Here is a 16,959-nt window from a genome sequence, read left to right as displayed (position 1 = left end):
ATTTGGTGGCCGCTCGCCTGTGGGCTTTGCCACCTCCGGGGTGGGTCATTTTTGGATGATCACACCGGGTCAGTTTTGAATGCACATTGACAGCCGAGACAGGCGCGGCGGCGTTGTTTTCGGCATCGGCGGTGATCGACGCGGCGGGCACTATGGGCGATCTGATGGGTAGCGTTGCGGGCATCGCGATGCATTCGGATGTTTACCGCAAGGCGCTGAAGGATGATCTGATCGAGACAATCCCCGACAGTCAGGGCGGCAATTTCCAGACCTTCCGGGGCATGGCGGTTGTCGTTGACGATCTTCTGCCGGTGGATACGGGCAACTACACGTCCGTTCTGTTTACGCCGGGGGCCGTGGGCTGGGGCATCTCTGCGCCGCGCGTGGCCGAAGGAACGGAGATCGAGAACAAGCCGGGGGCTGGCAATGGCGGCGGGCAGCAAATCCTGCACAGCCGCGTCAATCTCGCGGTGCATCCGTCCGGGTTCCAGTGGAACGAGGGCAGCGTTGCGGCGGAGAGCCCGACGATTGCCGAACTGGCCTTGGCCGCGAACTGGAATCGGGTTGTCGAGCGCAAGGCGGCTGGCGTGGCCTTCCTTGTCGCGAAACTCGCATGATGATGTGCAGCGACATGGAACTGGATTGCAAGATCGTTGACGTGTCGCTGCATTCCCCGCCGGTGGTGACGAAAGCAGGCTTTCGGATCACGGCGGGGTTCACCTTCCTGCGCTGGCCGTTGCGTATATGCGGCTGCAAGCTGGTCTGCGCACCGGATGACACATGGCTGATCTGGACGCCTGACCCGGCGGTGAAATTCAGCCGTGCGGGTGAACATGCCGCCTTGCCGGTGGTGCTGGACGCTATCGACGACGCCAAGGCGCGGTTGCGCAGTTGATAATAATCGCGGCTAGCTTGATGTGTCGTTGGGAACGGCAACCGAGACGAAGCTTGATTGCCTTCTAATTTTATCTCGCATTGCCGACATGTCTACTTTAACTCGACATTTACTAGGTATTCCATCTCGAATTCTGACAGCAAAAGCGAGCTCGAAATCGTCCCCGGGTTGCAAGTCTTTCCCAATTTCTCGCTCGCTTTTGAAGCGCCTAGGTGCTTTTATAACTGTACCCTTAGACGGGTCGTAGCCGTCCTCAGACGCGAGTTGGACCTCACCGGGCAAGCAAGATACTGCATCGATGCGGACCACATACTGCGAATTGTTGCGCGCTCGCAGGCTCAGGGTAATCCCTTCAGGCCCTCTGCCCGCGCATGTTGCCCAGACTTGCGCAAACGTTGGCGGCGCAGCCCTACGCCATGCTGCGATAGATACGGCAAGAGATAAGGCTGCGATCACTACGCTCAGCCAGCCAGGCAGCGACGAAATAAGCGCTAGGGCAGTGTCAGACTCCTTTAGTATCGAATCTACACCCAAGCGCAAAGCTCCCTCGTGATCGTTACCCGAAACGTTACCCCGGAGCGTTCATTGGCATGATATCTTGGCAACTTGAGGGCTAAGTCATTGTTTTTATGGTACCGCCTCCCTGGCTTGAACAGGGGACCTCTGGATCCACAATCCAGCGCTCTGACCAACTGAGCTAAGGCGGCACTCGGCGGCGATGTACCGATCCCGCCGCGCGAATGCAAGCGCCTTGATCCCGCGCGCGCCGGTTTTCTCGGGCGACGCGGCGCTTGCCAAGCCCGCGTCCACCGGCTACCCCGCTCTCGCTGTCACGGAGGGCGCAATGGGCATCAACACCGAAAAAGATATCGAGGCCAACCTGCAGATCGGGCCGACCGACCAGGGCATGGTGCGGCTTTTCGTCGAGGCGCAGGGCACCGAGATCCCGATGGATTTCACCCCCGAAGAGGCGCGCGACATCGCCGCCGAGATCGAGGCGGCCGCCCGCGCGGCCTCGGCCCGCAAACCCTGAGACCGGCCGCGGCCCGCCCGTTCGCTATGCGCTGACCCGCCGCGACGCGGCACCTTTCCATTTCGCGCGGGCGAGATACGTCCCCGCTGGGAAAAGGACAGGCGCATGCTGCTCGAGATCACCAACCTCGCGAAATCCTTTGCCGGGCCGGAAGGCCCGATCGAGGTGCTGCGCGGCATCGACCTGTCGCTCGGGGCCGGGCGGACGCTGGCGCTGACCGGAGAATCCGGGTCCGGCAAAAGCACGCTGCTGCATCTCGTCGGCGGGCTCGACCGCGCCGATGGCGGGCGCATCGTCATCGACGGGTCCGAGATCACCGGCCTCGACGATGCCGGGCGCGCGGCCCTTAGACGGAACACGGTCAGCATCGTCTTCCAGCAGTTCAACCTGATCCCGTCGCTCGACGTGGGCGCCAATATCGCCTTCCAGGCGCGGCTTGCGGGCAATCACGACCCCGAGCGCGCCCATGCCCTCGCCAACGCCCTCGGGCTGACCGACCAGCTTGCCAAGTACCCCGAGGATCTCTCGGGCGGCCAGCAACAGCGCGTGGCGATTGCCCGCACGCTGGCCGCCAAGCCGCGGCTGGTGCTCGCCGACGAGCCGACCGGCAATCTCGACGAGGCGACGGCGGCCGCGGTGCTCGACCAGATGCTGGCACTGGTGTCCGAGACCGGCGCGGCGCTGATGATGGCCACGCATTCGCCCAATCTCGCCGACCGCCTCGACGCGCGCGTGCATCTCAGCCTCGGGCGGCTGGCATGAACCGCGCGGGGCTGGCCGCGCTCTGGTCGTTCTGGCGCCGCAACCCGCTCCAGCTTTTCACGCTGGTGGCGGGGCTGGCGCTGGCCACAGCACTCTGGTCCGGGGTGCAGGCCCTCAACGCCGAGGCCCGCGCCAGCTACGACGCGGCGGCCTCGGTGATGGGCGAAGGGCGCTACGACCAGATCGTGCCGCGCGCCGGCGACACCATCGCGCAGGACACCTATCTCGCGCTGCGCCGCGCCGGCTGGCAGGTCGGGCCGGTGCTCGAGGACAGCCTGACGGCTGGCGAGACGCGGCTGCGCATCGTCGGGCTCGACCCGCTGACGGCGCCGGCGGGTCTTGGCCCGGTCTCCCAGGCCGGCGACACGCCGTTGCAGACGGTTCTGGCCGAGGGCGTGCTCTTCGCGCATCCCGGCGTGGCCGAGGCGCTACGCGACGCGACGTCGCAACGCATCGTCGCCGATGCCGCCCTGCCGCCCGACACCGCGATCACCGATATCGGCATCGCACAGCGCGTGCTCGACCGCCCCGGAGAGATCAGCCGGCTGATCGTCGCCGAGCGTCAGCCGATGGGGCGCCCCGCGCTCGACCGGATCGCGCCCGACCTCGTGCTGCAGCCCTCGCGGCAAAGCGCCGATATCGCGCAGCTGACCGACAGTTTCCACCTCAACCTCACCGCCTTCGGGCTGCTCAGCTTCGCGGTGGGGATCTTCATCGTCCACGGCGCGATCGGGCTCGCCTTCGAGCAGCGCCGCGGCATGGTCCGCACGCTGCGCACGCTGGGGATGCCGCTGCGGCGGCTTGTCCTGCTGATGGGGCTGGAATTGCTGATCCTGTCGCTCGTCGCGGGCGGCATCGGGGTGGTTCTGGGCTATCTTCTGGCCGCCAGCCTGCTACCGGATGTCGCCGCCACGCTCGAAGGGCTTTACGGCGCGCAGATTTCCGGCGCGCTGTCGCTCGAGCCCGTCTGGTGGCTGTCGGGGCTGGCCATCGCGATCCTCGGCACGGCGCTCGCCGCAACCGGCGCGCTGTGGCGGATCGCGCGGATGCCGGTGCTGGCCAGCGGCAAGGCGCGGGCCTGGGCCGTCGCCTCGACACGGGCGCGCGGGCTTCAGGCGGCGGCGGTGGCCCTGCTGCTGACCGCGTCGCTCGCGCTGGTCACGGTGGGCCCCGCGCTGGGCGACGGGCTGATCGCGGGGTTCGCGGGGCTCGCCTGCCTGCTTCTGGGCGCCGCGCTCGCGCTGCCGCTCCTGCTCGACGCGATGCTGGCACTTGCGCAGCACCGCGCGCGCGGCGTCCTGTGGCAATGGTTCTGGGCCGACACGCGCCAGCAGTTGCCCGGCCTGCGGCTGGCGCTGATGGCGCTGCTGCTGGCGATGGCGGCCAATGTCGGCGTCTCGACCATGGTCTCCAGCTTTCGGCTGACCTTTATCGGCTTTCTCGACCAGCGCCTCACGGCCGAGCTTTACGTCGGCGTCGACACCGCGGAACGCGCCGCGGCGCTGCAGGATTTCGCCGCCCCCCGCGCGCGCACCATCCTGCCGCTTCTGTCCGTGGACACGCGGCTCGCCGATCAGCCGACGGAACTTTACGGCGCGCGCGTCGGGCCAAGCTATGCCGATAACTGGTCCTTCATCGCGGATGACGCGGGCACCAACGGCCGCGTCTGGGACCGCGTCGAACAAGGCCGCGCGGTGATCATCAACGAGCAACTGGCCCGCGGTGCCGATCTCTGGCCCGGCGACGATCTGGCGATCACCCCCGATGTCACGCTGCCCATCGCGGGCGTCGCCGGCGATTACGGCAACCCCAAGGGACAGGCGGTGATCGGCGAGGCGCTGTTCCGCGATCTTTTCCCGGACATCCGCGCGACGCGCTTCGGCCTGCGCACCGACGATCCCGGCGACTTGCGCGACGCGCTGATCGAGGATTTCGGCCTCGATCCCGGCCAGATCACCGACCAGGCGGCGCTCAAACGCTTCTCGCTGGACGTGTTCGAGCGGACCTTCACGGTGACGGGCGCACTCAACATACTGACGCTGGCCGTGGCCGGTTTCGCCATATTGATGAGCCTTCTGACGCTGGCCGGCATGCGCGTGCCGCAGCTGGCCCCCGCCTGGGCGCTCGGCGTCACGCGGCGCGCTCTGGGGCGGCTGGAGTTGCTGCGCGCAGTGATCCTTGCCGCGCTCACGCTGCTGGTGGCGCTGCCGTTGGGGCTGGCGCTGGCATGGATGCTGCTCGCCATCATCAATGTCGAGGCGTTCGGCTGGCGCCTGCCGATGTACCTCTTCCCGCTCGATTACGCGCGGCTCGGGGCCTTCGCCCTTCTGGCGGCGCTGCTCGCCGCCCTGTGGCCCGCGCGACGGCTGGCGCGCACCCCTGCCGCGCATCTGCTCAAGGTGTTTGCCAATGCGAATTGACCCGATCCTCGCCTGCCTTATGCTCGCCGCCCCCTTGACTGCCCCGGTTCACGCCCAGGGTTTCGCCGGTATGGGCGCCGAGGCCGAGGGCTTTGCCACCCCCAAGCCCGATCCCGATTTCGACTTTCCCGCCGATCACGGTCCGCATCCCGACTACCGCATCGAATGGTGGTACCTGACCGCCAATCTCGACGCGCCCGACGGCACCGAATACGGGCTGCAATGGACGCTCTTCCGCTCGGCGCTGGCCCCGGGCGAGGCCGAGGGCTGGCAAAGCCCGCAGGTCTGGTTCGCCCATGCCGCGATCACCACCCCCGACCGGCATCTGAGCACGGAGAGGTTCGCGCGCGGCGGCATCGGGCAGGCCGGCGTCACCCCCGACCCGTTCCGGGCCTGGATCGACGACTGGCACATGCAGGGTTACACCCTCGGCGACCTGAGCCTCACCGCCACCGCCCCCGATTTCAGCTACGACATGGCGTTGCAGGCGCAAGGCCCGCTGGTCTTTCACGGGCAGAACGGTTTTTCGGTGAAATCCCCGCAGGGTCAGGCCAGCTACTATTACTCGCAGCCCTTCTACGAGATCTCGGGCACGCTCGACCTGCCCGAGGGTCCGGTCGAGGTCACGGGCTCGGCCTGGCTCGACCGCGAATGGTCGTCGCAGCCGCTGTCGGACGACCAGACCGGCTGGGACTGGTTTTCGCTGACGTTTCAAACGGGCGAGAAACTAATGGGCTTCCAGTTACGCGAGGATGACGGCGATCCGTTCACTGCCGGGACGTGGATCATGCCCGACGGGCAGACCAAGACGCTCGACGATGGCGCGCTGCAGGCCACGCCGCTGGAGGTCACGGCGGTGGCGGGCCGCGAGGTGCCCACACGCTGGCATCTGCAACTTCCCGCCCGCGATCTCGACATCACGGTGGCGGCGCTCAACCGCGATGCATGGATGGCGACCTCGGTGCCCTACTGGGAAGGCCCGGTGCATGTCTCGGGCAGCCACGCCGGGCGCGGCTACCTGGAGATGACAGGGTACGAGTGAGGCCGGCCGCGGCCCGCGGCCAGCCCCCGACACCCCTTCGGCGTCAGGCGAACCACCAGCGGTGATAACCGCGCGCGCCGTCCAGTTCCCAGACCGCCGCGATCTGCGCGTCATGCATGACGTTGTTGCGCCGCGCCGAGGTGCGGTTGCGGAAGAACGGCACGATGGTGCCGCCATCGTCGCGACACAGCGACTGCATCTCGGCATACATCTCGGCCCGCAACTCCTGGTTCAGCTCGGCCTTGGCCTTCAGAAGCAACTCGTTGAACCGCTCGTTCTGCCAGTGGCTCTCGTTCCAGTCGGCCCCCGCCTTGTAGGCCAGCGAAAACATCACGTCGGGCGTCGGCCGTGCCGTCCACGAGACCACGCAGAAGGGCTTCTTCAGCCACACGTTGGTCCAGTAGCCATCCGCCGGCTCCTGCTTGACCTTGAGGTCGATACCGGCCGGCCGCGCCTGCTCGGCAAAGAGCGAGCACATGTTCGTCGCCCCCGACAGCAACGAGTCCGTGACCGAGATCTCGACCGACAGCCGGTCATGCCCGGCCTGCTTCAGATGATAGCGCGCCTTGTCCAGATCCTGTTCCCGCTGCGGCAGATCTGCGTGAAAGGGCATGGTCGGCGCGATCGGGTGATCGTTGGCGATGGTGCCGCGCCCGAACAGGATCTTGTCGACGATCTCGTTGCGGTCGATGGCATGCTTGAGCGCCAGACGCACGTTGACGTCGTCGAAGGGCGCCACGTCGCAGAACATCGGCATGGTGATATGCGTGCCCGACGGCACATCGTCGAGGATCACCCCCGGCGCGCGCGCCAGCATGTCGGCGGTCTTGAGGTCGATATCGGTGACCGCGTCCACATCGCCGGTGACGATCGCCGTCTGCCGCGCGTTCGCGTCGTTGAGCACCGTCATGTCGATCGCGTCGAACCACGCCCCCTCACCGGCCCGGTGCCAGCCGTCATGCCGCGCGAACTTGGCGCGGATCCCCGGCTCGAACTCGGTAACCGAATAGGGGCCGCAGCCGATCCCGTTCGCCCATTCGATGCCGCCATCCTCGGTCGCGGGCTGGATCACCAGGTGATAATCGGTCATCAGATGCGGCAGGTCGGCATTGCCGCGCGACAAGTCGAAGATCACCGCGTGGTCGCCATCGGGTCGGATCTCGGTGATGTCCGACAAGAGCGGCGCCGCCGCCGACGCGCTTTCCGCCCCGCGATGGTAATTGATCGACGCGACCACGTCCCTTGCCGTCACCGGACGCCCGTCATGGAAGGTGGCCTCGCGCGAAAGCTCGAACCGCCATTGGCTGGCATCATCCTTTGTCGCCTGCCAGTCGGTCGCAAGGTCGGGGCCAAGCATGTCCTCGTTGGTGATCTCGGTCAGGTAGGCGCGGCACACATGGCTGCTATGGATCATCAGGATGCTGGCGGTCGTCGCCGGATCCCAGCTGTCGGTGGTGTTGCCGTCATGCACCCCCACCCGGAAGGTGCCGCCGCGTTGCGGCTCGGCCCTGGCGGGGCGCGTGTCCAGCCCGATCAGCCCCACGGCAAGACCGGTGGCCCCCGCCCCCTGAAGCAGGCCGCGGCGGCTGAGCGCACCACTCGGATTTCTGCGATTGGTCATCTGTCATCCTCTCTGTCTGGATACGCCGAAACCTAGGCCCGGGCGGCCCGCTGTCACGCCGGAATGGCGCTTTTTGTTTCAGATAATCCACATCCTGACGATGATGTTGCACTTGATCAACAGTCCGCGCGTCATGGTCACCGCCAAATCACCGCGAAACATGCGCGCAGGCCTGACCCGCACCCTGCCCGGCCGGCTTGCCAGACATGTCCCGACGCACCATATATCGGTGATGATAAAGGTTCTGCCCATCCTGCTCGCGATCCTCTACGGGCTCGGCATGTATCGCCTGTCGGTCTGGCGCACGAAGCGCGAGCTCGACGCGCATTCGACCGAGCTCGCCGATCCGATGCTCAAGCACATGACCGACCGGCTGGCGCGCGCGCTCGATATCCGGCGCGTGCCGGTCTACATCTACGAGATCGACCCGGTGAACGGCCTCGCGGCCCCGGACGGGCGCATCTTCATCACCCGCGGCTTCTACCGCAAGTTCCAGCGCGGCGAGGTGTCGGCCGACGAGATGGCCTCGGTCATCGCGCACGAGCTCGGGCACGTGGCCTTGGGCCATGCCCGGCGCCGGATGATCGACTTTTCCGGCCAGAACGCGCTGCGCACGGCGCTCGCGATGATCCTGTCGCGGTTCCTGCCGGGGGTGGGCATCTGGATCGCCAACGCGCTGTCCAGCCTGCTCGCCGCCCGCCTGTCGCGCGGCGACGAATACGAGGCCGACGCCTATGCCGCCGCGCTGCTGACCAAGGCCGGCATCGGCACCAAGCCGCAGAAATCGCTCTTCACCAAGCTCGAGGCACTGACCTCGGGGGCGGGCGGCGCGATGCCCGCCTGGCTGCTCAGCCACCCCAAGACGGACGAGCGTATCGCCGCCATCGAGAAGCTCGAAAGCGACTGGCAGGCCAAGCTGACCTGAACATCGATGCAAGACACCGCGCGTTGCCCGCGCCATCCATTCAATCGTCATCCTCGGGCTTGACCCGAGGACCGCTGGCCGCGCCCCGCCTACGCAACATGCGTACGCAACACGCGTACACAACGTACGGCACGTACCCTTCGACGCGGCGCCTTTTTTGATCAAATCACCTTGGCAAACGCCCCGGCCCCGCGATAGGTTGGCGCAAATCCCCAGACCGGACCCGTCCCCGATGGACCTCTCACAATTCCAGACCTTTCGCGTGGCCGCATGCGACCTCAACGGGCGGATGCGCGGCAAGCGCCTGCCCGCCAGCCATGCCGACAAGCTCGAAGGCGGTACCCTGCGCATGCCGCTAAGTTCCTTGAATCTCGATATTTTCGGCGCCGACATCGCCAATTCCCCGCTGGTGTTCGAGACCGGCGACATCGACGGGCGGCTCTTTCCGACCGACCGCGGCCCGGTGCCCCTGCCCTGGCTCGAGACGCCGCAGGCGCTGGTGCCGATGGTGATGAACACCGAGGACGGCGCGCCGTTCTCCGGCGATCCCCGGCATGCCCTCTCGGCCGTGCTGGCCCGCTTTGCGGCCCGCGGATGGGAGGTCTTCGCGGCCACCGAGCTTGAATTCACGCTGGTAGATCCGGGCGGCAAGTCGTTGAAAACCATACGCGATCCACGGTCTGGGCGGCGCATGAAGGCCCCCGGCATCCTCAGCCTCGGGCAGATGGACGCCTTCGATGCATTCCTCACCGCGCTCTATTCCGCCGGCGCCGAGATGGGCATCCCCGTCGAGACCGCGATCAGCGAGGCCGGAATCGGCCAGTTCGAGCTGACCCTGCGCCACCAGACCGCCCTGCGCGCCGCCGACGACACCTGGCTTTTCAAGACGATGATCACCGGCCTTGCCCGCCAGCACGGCTATGTCGCCACCTTCATGGCCAAACCCTTCGCCGAGGATACCGGCAACGGCATGCACATGCATTTCTCGGTGCTCGACCGCGCGGGCCGAAACGTGTTCGACGACGGATCCGAGAAAGGCACCGAGATCCTGCACCAGGCGGTCGCCGGATGCCTCGCCGCCATGCCGCCCTCGACGCTGATTTTTGCCCCGCATGCAAACAGTTACGCGCGGCTTGTGCCCGGCGCCCACGCCCCCACCGGGGCTGGCTGGGGCTACGAGAACCGCACCGCGGCGGTGCGCATTCCCGGCGGACCCAATGCCGCGCGCCGCATCGAGCACCGCGTCGCGGGCGGCGACATCAACCCCTATCTCACCTTCGCCGCCATCCTCGGGGCGGCGATCACCGGCATCGAGGAACGGCTGATCCCGCCCGCACCGATCACCGGTAACGCCTACGAGGCCGATCTGCCGCAACTGGCCACCGACTGGGGCGCCGCTATCGACCTTTTCGAGGCCAACCCCTTGATCGCACGCATTTTTCATTCGGATCTCATCCGCAACCTCGTGATGACCAAGCGTCAGGAACATGCCCACATGGCCGGGATCGCGCCAGAGGATCACTGGAAGACCTACCTCGAAACCGTGTAAGCTTCGCCGCACAAACCATTGATATTAAACCGACACAGCGAGACCAGCATGAAAATCGGCATCCTGATGACCGGCCACGCCCCCGACATCGTCCTGCCAACCTTGGGCGATTACGACGCGATGATGGCCCGGATGCTCGCCGGGCACGGGTTCGACTTCGAAAGCTACGCGGTCGTGGATAACGAGTTTCCGTCCGGACCCGACGCCGCCGATGGCTGGCTCATCACCGGCTCGAAGCATGGCGCCTACGAGGATCACGCGTGGATCCCCCCGCTCGAGGATCTGATACGCGACATAAAGGATGCCGGCCGGCCCTTGGTAGGCATCTGCTTCGGACATCAGATCATCGCCCAAGCCCTTGGCGGCAAAGTGATAAAACATCCCGACGGCTGGCGCGTCGGCGCCACGCGGTACAATATCGATGGCCGGCCCCAGACGCTGAATGCGTGGCACCAGGATCAGGTTGTCGAGGCGCCCGCGGGATCGCAGATCGTGGGCGACGCCGACGGCTGCGCGATCGCCGCGCTGCGCCATGGGCCCAATATCTTCACCGTGCAGCCGCATCCCGAATTCGACACCGCGATGATGAACGCGCTGATCGAGCACCGCGCGCCCGGCGTGGTGCCCGACCCGCTGCGCGATGCGGCGCGCGACCTGCTCGACGAGCCGCGCGACGACGGCGCGATGGCCGCGCAGATCGCGGATTTCTTCAAGAAAGGCGCCTGACATGGCCACCCTGCGCGACTTCACCAAGACCCTGCCGACCGCGGCGCAGACATATCTGGAGGGCCGGCGACTCGACGAGGTGGAATGCATCATCGCCGACCTGCCCGGCATTGCGCGCGGCAAGGCGGTGCCGGCTTCGAAATTTATGCGGCAGGATTATTTCCACCTGCCGGATTCGATCTTCTACCAGACCATCACCGGCGACTGGGGCGACGCCGCCGGCGCCGACGGTTTCATCGAGAAGGACATGATCCTGCGCCCCGACATGTCCACCGCCACCGCCGCGCCGTGGACCGCCGACTGGACCCTGCAGGTCATCCACGACGCCTTCGACCGCCACGGCGCGCCGATCCCGTTCAGCCCCCGCAACGTGCTGCGGCGGGTGGTGGACATGTATCACAAGCGCGGCATGAAGCCGGTCATCGCGCCGGAGATGGAGTTCTTCCTGGTGGCCCGCAACCTCGACCCGGCGCATGAGATAAAGCCGATGATGGGCCGCTCGGGCCGGCCGGCCGCGGCGCGGCAGGCCTATTCGATGACCGCCGTGGACGAGTTCGGCCCGGTGATCGACGACATCTACGACTTCGCCGAGGCGCAGGGCTTCGAGATCGACGGCATCACCCAGGAAGGCGGCGCCGGCCAGCTCGAGATCAACCTGCGCCACGGCGACCCGATCAAGCTGGCCGACGAGGTGTTCTACTTCAAGCGGCTGATCCGCGAGGCCGCGCTGCGCCACGACTGCTTCGCCACCTTCATGGCCAAGCCGATCGAGGACGAGCCGGGCAGCGCCATGCATATCCACCACTCGTTTCTCGACAGCGAGAGCGGGCGCAATCTGTTCGCCGGCCCGCAAGGCGGCGAGACCGACGCGTTCTTCCATTTCATCGGCGGCTTGCAGAAACACCTGCCCTCGGCGATCGCGATCCTCGCGCCTTACGTCAATTCCTATCGCCGCTACGTCAAGGATCACGCGGCCCCGATCAACCTGGCCTGGGGGCGCGACAATCGCACCACCGGCATCCGCGTGCCGCTTTCCGGCCCTGACGGGCGGCGGGTCGAGAACCGCATGGCCGGCATGGACTGCAACCCCTACCTGTGCATCGCGGCGAGCCTCGCCTGCGGTCTTCTGGGCATCATCAACGAGAACTGGCCCGACAAGCAGTTCAAGGGCGACGCCTATGCCGGGGACGCGGACATTCCCAACGTGATGGGCGATGCGCTGAACCTCTTCGAGCATGCCACGGAACTGCACCAGATCCTCGGCACCGAGTTCTGCCGCGTCTACAGCATCGTGAAGCGCAGCGAATACGAGGAGTTCCTGCAGGTCATCAGTCCCTGGGAGCGCGAGCACCTGCTGCTCAATGTCTGACCCTGTTGGACCGCCGGATTCGAGTATTTGCAGCAAGATGAAGCCATGAACCTGCTTTATGCCAATGACCGGCGCGGCGAATATCCCGATAGCTGGTACGCCGCGACCGCCGACCCGCTGGACCGCTTCGCCCCCCTGCAGGGAGAGACGCGCGCCGATGTCTGCGTCGTGGGGGCGGGCTATACCGGCCTGTCGGCGGCGCTGCATCTCGCCGAGGCGGGGCTGGACGTGGTGCTGCTGGAAGCGCAGCGCGTGGGCTTCGGCGCGTCGGGGCGCAATGGCGGGCAGTTGGGCAGCGGTCAGCGCATGGCGCAGACGGCGCTCGAGCGGCTCGTGGGGCGCGGGGATGCCGGCAAGCTATGGGATCTGGGCGAGGATGCGAAAGACCTCGTGACGTCCTTGATCGCGAAGCACGACATCGCCTGCCATCTGAAACCGGGCGTGGCGCATGCCTGCTTTTCGCAGCGCGAGGCGGCGTCGGAACATGCCTATGCGGATCACCTCGCCGAGACCTACGGCTACACGCGGATCGAGAAACTCGACCGCGACGCGATGCAGGCGCTCTGCCCCTCGCCGGCCTACGTGGGCGGCACGCTCGACATGGGGGCCGGGCATCTGCACCCGCTGGCCTTTGCCCTCGGGTTGGGACGTGCAGCGCAGGCTGCCGGCGTGCGCATGCACGAGGGTTCGTTCGTGCGGCAGATCGAGCGCGGCAGCCCAACCCGCGTGAGCACCGATAAAGGCACCGTCCGCGCCGATCACGTGATCCTCGCCTGCAACGGCTACCTGGGCGATCTGGACCGACGCGTCGCGGCGCATGTCATGCCGATCAACAATTTCATCGCCGCGACCGAGCCCCTGGGCCGGGACGCCGCGCGCGTGTTGACCCAGGACGTCGCCGTGGCCGACAGCAAGTTCGTCATCAACTATTTCCGGCTGAGCCATGACGGGCGGCTGCTGTTCGGCGGCGGCGAAAGCTACGGGTACCGATTCCCGCGCGACATCGCGGCCGTGGTGCGCAAGCCGATGCTGGAGATCTTCCCGCACCTGGCCGGGACGCGGATCGACCACGCATGGGGCGGGACGCTGGCGATCACCATGAAGCGCATGCCCTATCTTGCGCGACTGGCGCCGAACATCCTGTCCGCCTCGGGCTATTCCGGCCACGGTGTCGGCACCGCCACGCATGCGGGACGGCTCATGGCCGAGGCGGTGCGCGGGGAGGCCGACGGTTTCGAGACGCTGTCGCGCTTGCCCGCGCCGGCTTTTCCGGGCGGTTCGGCGCTGCGCACCCCGCTTCTTGTTCTGGCGATGACGTGGTTTTCGCTGCGCGACCGGCTGGGCATCTGACCGCTCGCATGGGCGCCAGCCAATCCGGCGCCGGTTGCGACAGTCCACCCCGGGGATATGCCCGGCAGAGGCTCGGGCCGAGGGCACCATGTCGGTGCCCGAGGGTATTGACCACCAGCATTTCCCCGAAGCCTTTTTTCGCACGGGTCCGAATGCAATGACCGCGTCCTCGTGTCCTGTCTGTGCCAAGACAGGCGCGATGCCTTTAATCATGCGCGATTTGATCGCCCTATCCGACGGTGAAGCATCAAGGGATTTTTAACGCATGTGAAAAGGCTGCAAGGCGTGAGCCCCGCGGCCATCGAGATGCGTGTGCCGGGATCAACCCAAGACGGATTTCACCGCCTTCTCGGTCTTTTGAACCACCTCGTCGGCCTCGGCCCTGGTCAGGCAGAACGGCGGCGCATAGCCGATGATGTCACCCTGCGGCATGGCGCGCGCGATCACGTGGTCGGCCGCCAGCGCGCCCGACACCCGCGGCCCGACCTTTTCGGACGGATCGAAGAAGGTCCGGCTGTCCTTGTCCTGCACAAGCTCGACAGCGCAGATCATGCCCTCGCCACGCACGTCACCGACATGCGGATGATCACCCAAGGCCTCCTTCATCGTCTTGTTGAGATACGCCCCGACCTCGCGGTTGTTGGCGATGAGGTCCAGCTCGTCGATCAGCTTGAGGTTGGCGACACCCGCCGCGGCGCCGATAGGATGCGCCGAATAGGTCCAGCCATGGCCGATCGGCCCGTTCTCGTCGGTGCCCTGTTCCAGGACCTTCCACATCTTCTCGCTGACGATGCTGCCCGACAGCGGCGCATAGGCGCTGGTCAGCCCCTTGGCGATGGTGATGAGGTCGGGCTTCAGCCCGTAATGCTCGGAGCCGAACATGGTGCCCAGACGGCCAAAGCCGGTCACGACCTCGTCGGCGATCAGCAGGATGTCGTGCTTTTCGAGGATCGGCTGGATCGCCTCCCAGTAGCCCTTGGGCGGCGGCACGATGCCGCCGGTGCCGAGCATCGGCTCGCCGATGAAGGCGGCGATGGTATCGGCACCCTCGCGCTCGATCATCGCCTCGAGCTCGGACGCGCAATGCGCCACGAACTGCGCCTCGGACTGGTCGAGATTGTCGCGGCGATAATAATAGGGGGCCTCGGTATGCAGCACCTGCTCGAGCGGCAGATCGAATTTCTTGTGGAAAAGATCCAGCCCGGTCAGCGACCCCGTCATCAGGCCCGAGCCGTGATACCCGCGCCACCGCGAGATGATCTTCTTCTTCCCGGGCCGGCCCAGGATGTTGTTGTAATACCAGACCAGCTTGATGTTGGTCTCGTTGGCATCCGACCCGGACATGCCGAAATAGACCTTGCTCATGTGATCGGGCGCCCGGTCGAGGACCATCTTCGACAGGGTTATCGCGGCCTCGGTGCCGTGCCCGACATAGGCGTGATAATAGGCCAGCTCCTTGGCCTGCGCGGCGATCGCATCGGCGATATCCTGGCGCCCGTAGCCCACGTTGACACAGTAGAGCCCCGCGAACGCATCCAGAAGACGATTGCCGTCGCGATCCTCGATATGGCAGTTGGTGCCCGTGGTGATGATCCGGTTCGGGGCTTCGCCCCGGGCAAATTGCGCCAGATGCGTCGAGGGATGGAAGAAGTTCTCGCGATCCCACTGATCGAGTTGGTCGTTACGCAGCATTGTGTTTCCTTTCATCGGGGGCACGCCCCGGCTTCATCTTGCCAAAAATACTCAAAAGCCGGTCAGTCACGCCCAATCGCGGCAGACATACTTGATTTCCATGAACTCTTCCATCCCGCGTCGTGCGCCTTCTCGTCCCAGGCCCGATTGCTTGACGCCGCCAAAGGGAATGGGCGCGCCAGTGACCTTGGTACGGTTCACCGCCACCATGCCGAATTGCAGCGCCCGCGTCATCCTGTAGATCCGTCGCGGGTCGTGGCTGTGCAGATAGGCGATAAGGCCGAATTCGGTCGCATTGGCACGGCGCACGACCTCGTCCTCGGTCTCGAACGGCGTGATCGCGGCCACCGGTCCGAAGGTCTCGTCGCTCATGATCGCGGCGGCGTCGGGCACGTCGGTCAGCACCGTCGGCTGATAAAACAGCGGCCCGAGATCGGCGCGCTTGCCGCCACAGGCCAGCGTCGCGCCGTGTTCGAGGGCATCCGAAACGTGTTCTTCCTGCTTCTGCACCGCCTTGTCGTTCATCAGCGGCCCGATATCCGGGTCGTCCATGCCGCGCCCGAGGGTCAGCTTGCGCGTCTCTGCGGTGAACCTGCGGCAGAACTCGTCATAAACGGCACGCTCGACATAGATCCGGTTGGCGCCCAGGCAGTCCTGGCCCGATGTCGCGAACTTGGCCTTGATCGATTCCCTGACCGCGGTGTCCAGATCCGCGTTCTTGAACACGATCACCGGGGCATGCCCGCCCAGTTCCATCACCAGTTTCTTCACGGTACCGGCGCATTGGCGGTAGAGCAGTTGCCCGATACCGGTCGAGCCGGTGAAGCTGAGGGCGCGAACGCGGGTGTCTTCGGTCCACGGCTCCACCACCGTCGATGCACGTCCCGTCACAACGTTGAACACGCCCGCCGGCACGCCCGCACGCTCGGCCAGTTCAGCCAATGCAAGCGCCGAATAGGGCGTCTCGCCCGACGGATGCGCCACAACCGTGCAGCCCGCCGCCATCGCGGCCGCCGCCTTGCGCGTCAGCATCGCGGCGGGGAAGTTCCACGGCGTGATCATCGCCGCCACGCCAACCGGCTCCAGCCACAGTTCGACCTCGGCATCGGGCAGGTGGCTGGTCACGCCCTCGATATTGGGGCGCTTGGATTCCTCGGCGTAGTATTCCACGAAACTGGCGGCGTAGTTGATCTCGCCGCGCGCCTCGCTCAGCGGTTTGCCCTGCTCCAGCACCATGATACGCGCGAGATCTTCCTTGTGCGCGATCATCAGGTCGAACCAGCGGCGCAGGATGGCAGAGCGGTCCTGCGGCAGGGTCATCGCCCAGGACTCGAAAGTGGCTTGCGCGGCGTCCACCGCGGCGCGGGCCTGATCCGCGCTGAGGCTTGCCACGGTGCCGAGCGTGTCCCCGCTGCCCGGATCGCTGACGGTGATGGTCGCATTGTCGTCGCCCGCCACCCATTTGCCGTTCACATAGGCAAAGCTGCGCACAAGACGTGTGTCGTTGATCCCGTTCCGGGTCCAGATCGCTGAGTCGGCCATGAGACCCTCCTTTCGACCAGAAAAATATCCCTT

At 66.1% G+C, this 16,959-nt stretch carries 14 protein-coding genes and 1 tRNA gene; 11 read left to right on the top strand and 4 right to left on the bottom strand.

Annotation, left to right across the window (positions count from 1 at the left end):
• The first annotated feature begins 86 nt into the window (after positions 1–86).
• The gene (locus V8324_RS07930) at positions 87–617 is read left to right on the top strand and encodes a major capsid protein (RefSeq protein WP_336419390.1); all 531 of its coding nucleotides are present in this window, start codon (positions 87–89) and stop codon (positions 615–617) included.
• The gene (locus tag V8324_RS07925; protein WP_336419389.1) at positions 614–895 is read left to right on the top strand and encodes a hypothetical protein; all 282 of its coding nucleotides are present in this window, start codon (positions 614–616) and stop codon (positions 893–895) included. The genes V8324_RS07930 and V8324_RS07925 overlap by 4 nt, the downstream gene beginning before the upstream one ends.
• 630 nt (positions 896–1,525) lie before the next feature.
• Here V8324_RS07925 and V8324_RS07920 read toward each other — a convergent pair.
• A tRNA-His gene (locus tag V8324_RS07920) sits at positions 1,526–1,602 on the bottom strand.
• A 137-nt stretch (positions 1,603–1,739) separates the two neighbouring features.
• On the opposite strand from V8324_RS07920, the gene V8324_RS07915 reads away from it, so the two are divergent.
• From V8324_RS07915 to V8324_RS07900, 4 genes are all read left to right on the top strand, one after another.
• Positions 1,740–1,928 (top strand): DUF6324 family protein, encoded by a 189-nt coding sequence (locus tag V8324_RS07915; RefSeq protein WP_336419395.1) that lies wholly within the window; start codon positions 1,740–1,742, stop codon positions 1,926–1,928.
• Positions 1,929–2,033: 105 nt separating this feature from the next.
• Complete coding sequence (locus V8324_RS07910; protein ID WP_336419388.1) at positions 2,034–2,690, top strand: ABC transporter ATP-binding protein; 657 nt, start codon at positions 2,034–2,036, stop codon at positions 2,688–2,690.
• Entirely contained in the window at positions 2,687–5,110 is a 2,424-nt protein-coding gene (locus tag V8324_RS07905) for an ABC transporter permease (RefSeq protein ID WP_336419387.1), read from the top strand. Before V8324_RS07910 ends, V8324_RS07905 begins: the two co-directional genes overlap by 4 nt.
• A complete protein-coding gene (locus V8324_RS07900) occupies positions 5,100–6,152 on the top strand; it encodes a lipocalin-like domain-containing protein (RefSeq protein WP_442970485.1) in 1,053 nt (350 codons plus the stop codon). The genes V8324_RS07905 and V8324_RS07900 overlap by 11 nt, the downstream gene beginning before the upstream one ends.
• Positions 6,153–6,195: 43 nt before the next feature.
• On the opposite strand, the gene V8324_RS07895 is transcribed toward V8324_RS07900, so the two are convergent.
• Positions 6,196–7,773: an ABC transporter substrate-binding protein gene (locus V8324_RS07895; protein ID WP_336419386.1), complete on the bottom strand. Its 1,578-nt coding sequence runs from the start codon at positions 7,771–7,773 to the stop codon at positions 6,196–6,198.
• Between the two features lie 232 nt (positions 7,774–8,005).
• Here V8324_RS07895 and V8324_RS07890 point away from each other — a divergent pair, with 232 nt between their 5' ends.
• From V8324_RS07890 to V8324_RS07870, 5 genes are all read left to right on the top strand, one after another.
• Positions 8,006–8,698 (top strand): M48 family metalloprotease, encoded by a 693-nt coding sequence (locus V8324_RS07890; protein WP_336419393.1) that lies wholly within the window; start codon positions 8,006–8,008, stop codon positions 8,696–8,698.
• A 232-nt stretch (positions 8,699–8,930) separates the two neighbouring features.
• Positions 8,931–10,247 carry a glutamine synthetase family protein gene (locus tag V8324_RS07885; protein WP_336419385.1) on the top strand — a complete coding sequence of 439 codons (1,317 nt, stop codon included), beginning with the start codon at positions 8,931–8,933 and terminating at the stop codon, positions 10,245–10,247.
• A 48-nt stretch (positions 10,248–10,295) separates the two neighbouring features.
• Positions 10,296–10,973, top strand: coding sequence for a type 1 glutamine amidotransferase (locus tag V8324_RS07880; RefSeq protein ID WP_336419384.1), 678 nt, complete (start codon positions 10,296–10,298; stop codon positions 10,971–10,973).
• 1 nt (position 10,974) lies between these two features.
• Positions 10,975–12,342 (top strand): glutamine synthetase family protein, encoded by a 1,368-nt coding sequence (locus V8324_RS07875; protein WP_336419383.1) that lies wholly within the window; start codon positions 10,975–10,977, stop codon positions 12,340–12,342.
• Positions 12,343–12,387: 45 nt separating this feature from the next.
• Positions 12,388–13,692 (top strand): NAD(P)/FAD-dependent oxidoreductase, encoded by a 1,305-nt coding sequence (locus V8324_RS07870; RefSeq protein ID WP_336419382.1) that lies wholly within the window; start codon positions 12,388–12,390, stop codon positions 13,690–13,692.
• Between the two features lie 321 nt (positions 13,693–14,013).
• Here V8324_RS07870 and V8324_RS07865 read toward each other — a convergent pair whose 3' ends face one another.
• Positions 14,014–15,384 carry an aspartate aminotransferase family protein gene (locus V8324_RS07865; protein ID WP_336419381.1) on the bottom strand — a complete coding sequence of 457 codons (1,371 nt, stop codon included), beginning with the start codon at positions 15,382–15,384 and terminating at the stop codon, positions 14,014–14,016.
• 66 nt (positions 15,385–15,450) lie between these two features.
• The gene (locus tag V8324_RS07860; protein WP_336419380.1) at positions 15,451–16,926 is read right to left on the bottom strand and encodes an NAD-dependent succinate-semialdehyde dehydrogenase; all 1,476 of its coding nucleotides are present in this window, start codon (positions 16,924–16,926) and stop codon (positions 15,451–15,453) included.
• Positions 16,927–16,959: the final 33 nt, after the last annotated feature.

The sequence above is a fragment of the Roseovarius sp. D22-M7 genome (genome assembly GCF_037083785.1).
Lineage (GTDB): Bacteria > Pseudomonadota > Alphaproteobacteria > Rhodobacterales > Rhodobacteraceae > Roseovarius.
The sequence above is the reverse complement of the archived record's forward strand: the minus strand, read 5'-3'. Positions and strand labels throughout refer to the sequence as shown.

What these genes read in the sequence shown, in the direction of transcription:
- V8324_RS07925 (WP_336419389.1), top strand. Translation starts at nt 614, where the DNA reads ATGATGATGTGCAGCGACATGGAACTGGATTGCAAGATCGTTGACGTG.
- V8324_RS07915 (WP_336419395.1), top strand. Translation starts at nt 1,740, where the DNA reads ATGGGCATCAACACCGAAAAAGATATCGAGGCCAACCTGCAGATCGGG.
- V8324_RS07910 (WP_336419388.1), top strand. Translation starts at nt 2,034, where the DNA reads ATGCTGCTCGAGATCACCAACCTCGCGAAATCCTTTGCCGGGCCGGAA.
- V8324_RS07905 (WP_336419387.1), top strand. Translation starts at nt 2,687, where the DNA reads ATGAACCGCGCGGGGCTGGCCGCGCTCTGGTCGTTCTGGCGCCGCAAC.
- V8324_RS07900 (WP_442970485.1), top strand. Translation starts at nt 5,100, where the DNA reads ATGCGAATTGACCCGATCCTCGCCTGCCTTATGCTCGCCGCCCCCTTG.
- V8324_RS07895 (WP_336419386.1), bottom strand. Translation starts at nt 7,773, where the DNA reads ATGACCAATCGCAGAAATCCGAGTGGTGCGCTCAGCCGCCGCGGCCTG.
- V8324_RS07890 (WP_336419393.1), top strand. Translation starts at nt 8,006, where the DNA reads ATGATAAAGGTTCTGCCCATCCTGCTCGCGATCCTCTACGGGCTCGGC.
- V8324_RS07885 (WP_336419385.1), top strand. Translation starts at nt 8,931, where the DNA reads ATGGACCTCTCACAATTCCAGACCTTTCGCGTGGCCGCATGCGACCTC.
- V8324_RS07880 (WP_336419384.1), top strand. Translation starts at nt 10,296, where the DNA reads ATGAAAATCGGCATCCTGATGACCGGCCACGCCCCCGACATCGTCCTG.
- V8324_RS07875 (WP_336419383.1), top strand. Translation starts at nt 10,975, where the DNA reads ATGGCCACCCTGCGCGACTTCACCAAGACCCTGCCGACCGCGGCGCAG.
- V8324_RS07870 (WP_336419382.1), top strand. Translation starts at nt 12,388, where the DNA reads ATGAACCTGCTTTATGCCAATGACCGGCGCGGCGAATATCCCGATAGC.
- V8324_RS07865 (WP_336419381.1), bottom strand. Translation starts at nt 15,384, where the DNA reads ATGCTGCGTAACGACCAACTCGATCAGTGGGATCGCGAGAACTTCTTC.
- V8324_RS07860 (WP_336419380.1), bottom strand. Translation starts at nt 16,926, where the DNA reads ATGGCCGACTCAGCGATCTGGACCCGGAACGGGATCAACGACACACGT.